Annotated in this window: 4 protein-coding genes; all 4 read right to left on the bottom strand. The window is 64.0% G+C overall.

Features of this window, described 5'->3' with window-relative positions; genetic code table 11:
• Positions 1–136 precede the first annotated feature (136 nt).
• Positions 137–799: an NADPH-dependent F420 reductase gene (locus ACNPN0_RS11965; protein ID WP_448937215.1), complete on the bottom strand. Its 663-nt coding sequence runs from the start codon at positions 797–799 to the stop codon at positions 137–139.
• A 297-nt stretch (positions 800–1,096) separates the two neighbouring features.
• Entirely contained in the window at positions 1,097–1,804 is a 708-nt protein-coding gene (locus ACNPN0_RS11960) for an HpcH/HpaI aldolase family protein (protein ID WP_448937216.1), read from the bottom strand.
• A gap of 645 nt (positions 1,805–2,449) precedes the next feature.
• Complete coding sequence (locus tag ACNPN0_RS11955; RefSeq protein WP_448937217.1) at positions 2,450–3,337, bottom strand: bifunctional 5,10-methylenetetrahydrofolate dehydrogenase/5,10-methenyltetrahydrofolate cyclohydrolase; 888 nt, start codon at positions 3,335–3,337, stop codon at positions 2,450–2,452.
• On the bottom strand, positions 3,334–3,855 hold a 522-nt coding region (locus tag ACNPN0_RS11950), incomplete at its 5' end, for a cyclodeaminase/cyclohydrolase family protein (RefSeq protein ID WP_448938915.1). The genes ACNPN0_RS11950 and ACNPN0_RS11955, both read right to left, overlap by 4 nt.

The raw sequence follows: 3,855 nt of genomic DNA, 5'->3' as shown, positions 1-3,855 counted from the left end.
GGCGCCCCCGCCTCTTGCCGTTAACGTGCGTGGCTGCCTGCACGCCACGGCGTCACGCCATGCATTCATACCTCTTAATAGGGGTGCCCTGCCAAAAGCGGTCGCGGATGGCCGTCCGCTGGCGGGCATCGGCGGCTCAGAAGGCGCGTTCGGCAACATTCACGCGAGCCGCGGAATCCAGTGCTGCCTTGACCTGGTCCGCTGGTGTTGGCGCTGGAATCGAGGAAAGCAGCTGGTCATCCGGGGTCGTGGAATCCGCCAGGTAGATGCGCGTATATCCGGCGGATTCGGGCTCGAATTTCCACGTTTCCGCGAGCGCGCCCGCGTCCAGCGTATCGAAGCCGAGGCGTTCGATGATTGCCGCTGCTTGCTCCTTCGCTTGGGAATCATCGGAGGCAATGGGAAGCGCAGAGCGGCCAGCAGCCTCGGCGGGACGGGCCAGCAGCGGAATGTGGTGGGCCAGGATGTTGCCGAAGGCTTTGACATAGCGAGCACCATCGAGCCAGCTCGCCACCAGTTCGCTGGTCGTCATCGTCCCGCTGTCGAGTTCGGCAATGCGTCCATCCCTGGATGGATAGTAGTTGCTGGTGTCCAGCACTGTCTTGCCGCGCAGCAACCCGGCTGGCAGCTCACGTACCGCAGCGAGCGGAATGGACAGCACCACGGCTTCGCCCGCTTCGGCCACCTCTTGAACCGTGCCGGCTGCGGCCAGCGGCCCCAGCTCGGCCACGAGTTCCTGCAGCGATTGAACTCCACGGGAATTCGCAATCACCACGTTCACATTCGCGGCAACGGCCAATCGGGCGATTGCAGATCAGATATTCCCGCTTCCGATGATTCCCAGCGTTGGCATTCCATTTCCCTTCAGCAAAGTCCGGCATTGCGTGTGCCTGCCGCTCTTCGCAGCAGCTATCCCCTTTGGTTGAACTGCCTTCCGGGCACCAAAATTCCCTACGCACCATGCTGGTCTTCGTGCGCCTCGCGGAAAGCAGGTGCCGGACCGGCAACCAGTGGCATTGGCAGGAACCGCCCGGCACCAAAACACCCTGCGTGCCCTCAGGCGAAGACGCTTCGAAGCAGGAACTTCAGTGACCGCTCAGCTCTCCAGTGCTTGCGCGGCACCGGCTTTCAGCAGGCCCATATCCGTGGCGGTGGCTACCCAGTCGTAGCCCAGGGCTTCGAAAGCACTGGCTCTTGATGGTGAACCGGCGAAGGCGCCCACTTCAATTCGGCGGTCATGGCAGGTTTTTGCTATGAATGCCAGGGGCGAGTCCTTGGCAGCAAGCAGTGAATCCACGTCGGTGCCAAAACTCATCGCCAAGTCGACCGGCCCAACGAATACGGAGTTGATACCGGCGACTCCAAGGATTGCCTCAAGGTTTTCCAATCCTTCAGCGGATTCAATCATCACCGACAGATGAAGCCGGTCGTTCGTTTCCTGCGGGGTCAGCACCGGTTCACCGAACAGTGCGCTCATCGGCCCCCAGCTTCTGGCACCATGTGGCGCGTACTTTGCCGCGTCGGCTGCTTCCCGGGCCTCCTCGGCCGTGTTCACCATGGGAACTATAATGTGAGCAGCACCCGCGTCGAGGGCAAACCCGATGTCCGCGTAGCTTCCGCTGCGGAGCCGAACTGCGATGTTTCCACCTGGCGCAGTAGCAAGAACAGAAATTATCCGGGCCTCGCTCCACAATCCATGCTGCATGTCCAGTCCATGCCAGCCAAAACCCAACTTCGATGTCGTTGCAAGAATTTCCGGTGAATCAAGAAAATGCCAAAGTCCGCGGGCTGAATACAGTGCCAAGTTGTTCTCCTAGGTTGCCAAACGCTGAAAGCAAGCAGTCCCTAGAGAACTTACTCCGTTTCCGCGGGCACCACGATTCTGCAGGACGTGCGCGCTTCATCCCTGATGCCGTAGCGCTGCCTGCTTCCAGCACTGCTGCACTGTGTTGAACTGTAATGAACTGCATCGGAGCCTAGCGCGCAGAACCGATCCCTGGACCGAGCATTCACCCGAACGGGTGCAGTTGTTTTCATGAACTCTCGATTCAACAAGGCCGGACCAGCACATCGCCGAGGCCTTTGTGGCGCACTGCGAATTGACCGCCCCGCGATGGTCGGAAACCCCGCGGAACTGCGAAGTCGACAGCCCTGTCCCAGGTCCTTGCTCGAAGCCCCGGCAACCGGTTTCGAGCGCGGGAAGATGCAAGGGAGCCGCCGGGGAAGTTGCCGGGCGGGCAGCAGAAAGCCGCCGCATCATCAACCTCCCAATCGATGATGCGGCGGCGGCACGTGGTGCATCCGGCCGGCGGCAGATCCCAGTTCATGTTCCCCGCCGGCGTGCACCGTACCCGTGGTTCGCTTCGCCCTGGCAATTGCGGTCCCGGCGTTCCGGTTTCCGCTGCATGCTGGCTTGCCCGCAGCGGCACCCGGAACACCGGCCAGCCAGCTACCGGCGTCCGGCCATGCGCGCTCCCTTCGCCGGGGCGGCCTGCTGGCTTGCCGCCGCGGCCTGCGCGGCATGCAGGACCAGCAACGCCGTTGTCACCGTACCCACGCCGCCGGGAACCGGACTCAGGGCCCGTACCAGCGGACGCACCGATGCCGCATGGACGTCCCCCACCAGCTTTCCTTCGGCGTTGACGTTGGTTCCGACATCGATCACCACAGTGCTTTCCTGCGCGTCATTGCCGGTGAGCAGGTTCGCCTTGCCCACGGCCATGACGACCACCGAGGCGGACTTCGTGAAATGGGCCAGATCGGCGGTCCTCGAATGGCAGATGCTCACCGTGGCATCGCGCTGCAGCAGCAGCTGGGCCAACGGTTTGCCCACCACCGCAGAGCGCCCGACCACCGCGACATGCTGCCCGGACAGCGGGATCCGGTAGTGCTCCAGGATCTCGATGACCGAGCGTGCGGTAGCCGGGGCGAAGGCCGGCTGGCCGACACTGAGCCGTCCCAGGCTCAGCGGATTGGCCCCGTCAATGTCCTTGGCCGGGTCGATCAGCGCCACCAGCGCCGCGGCATCCACCCCCGGCGGCAACGGGGTCTGCAAGATGATTCCGTGCACCGAACTGTCCTCGTTCAAGGCGGTGATCGCTTCGGACAGCTGCTCCTGGCCGGACCCGGTCAGGTCCACGACCTGGCAGTCCACCCCGAGCTGCGCGGCGGCCCGTTCGATCGAGCGCACATACCAGGCGGTGGCCTCGTTATCGGTGGCCAGCACGACCGCGATCCGGACACTGGTGCCCTCGCTGGCCATGCGCACCACCAGTTCTGCAGTGCGGGCGCGGATCGCTTCAGCCACCGGCTGCCCGACTAGATTGCGTGCCGTCATGCTGCCACCACCGCACGGGCGTGCGCGCTGAGCTCTTCGGCGTGGGCGATCGCCTCGCTGGCCTGGCTGGCCGCCCGGACCAGCCGGTCGCGCTGGGCGATGTCCTTGATTGAGCAGATGTTCATTTCCAGGGTGGCCAGCGCGGTAGCCAAGGCCGCCCGGGCAGCTTCGGCCGCGGCGGCCACGTCGCTGAGAACCGATCGGTTGCCAATGGGCAGCAGGCGCTGGCCCAGCTTGATGACCTCAATGGAGGCCTCGACGGTAGAGACCAGCGGTGCGGCGGCGGCGATGGTGGCGTTTTGAATGGCCGCGCTGCGCTCCGACTTCTGCTCGCTGCTTTCCTTGGGCAGCTTGTACGCGGCACCCAGGGCGCTGAACAGCCTTTCGTCTTCCTGAGCGGCGAAGAGCCCCTGGCGCATCAGCAGCCGGGCATGCTCGGAAATCTGCTGGGCCTGCTCCTGGACGTCCGCGTACCGCGGTCCGGAAGTGAATTCGGCAACCATGGACACCAATGCCGC

The sequence above is a fragment of the Glutamicibacter sp. AGC84 genome, from assembly GCF_053543575.1.
This window is presented reverse-complemented; position numbering and strand designations above follow the sequence as displayed.

What these genes read in the sequence shown, in the direction of transcription:
- ACNPN0_RS11955 (WP_448937217.1), bottom strand. Translation starts at nt 3,337, where the DNA reads ATGACGGCACGCAATCTAGTCGGGCAGCCGGTGGCTGAAGCGATCCGC.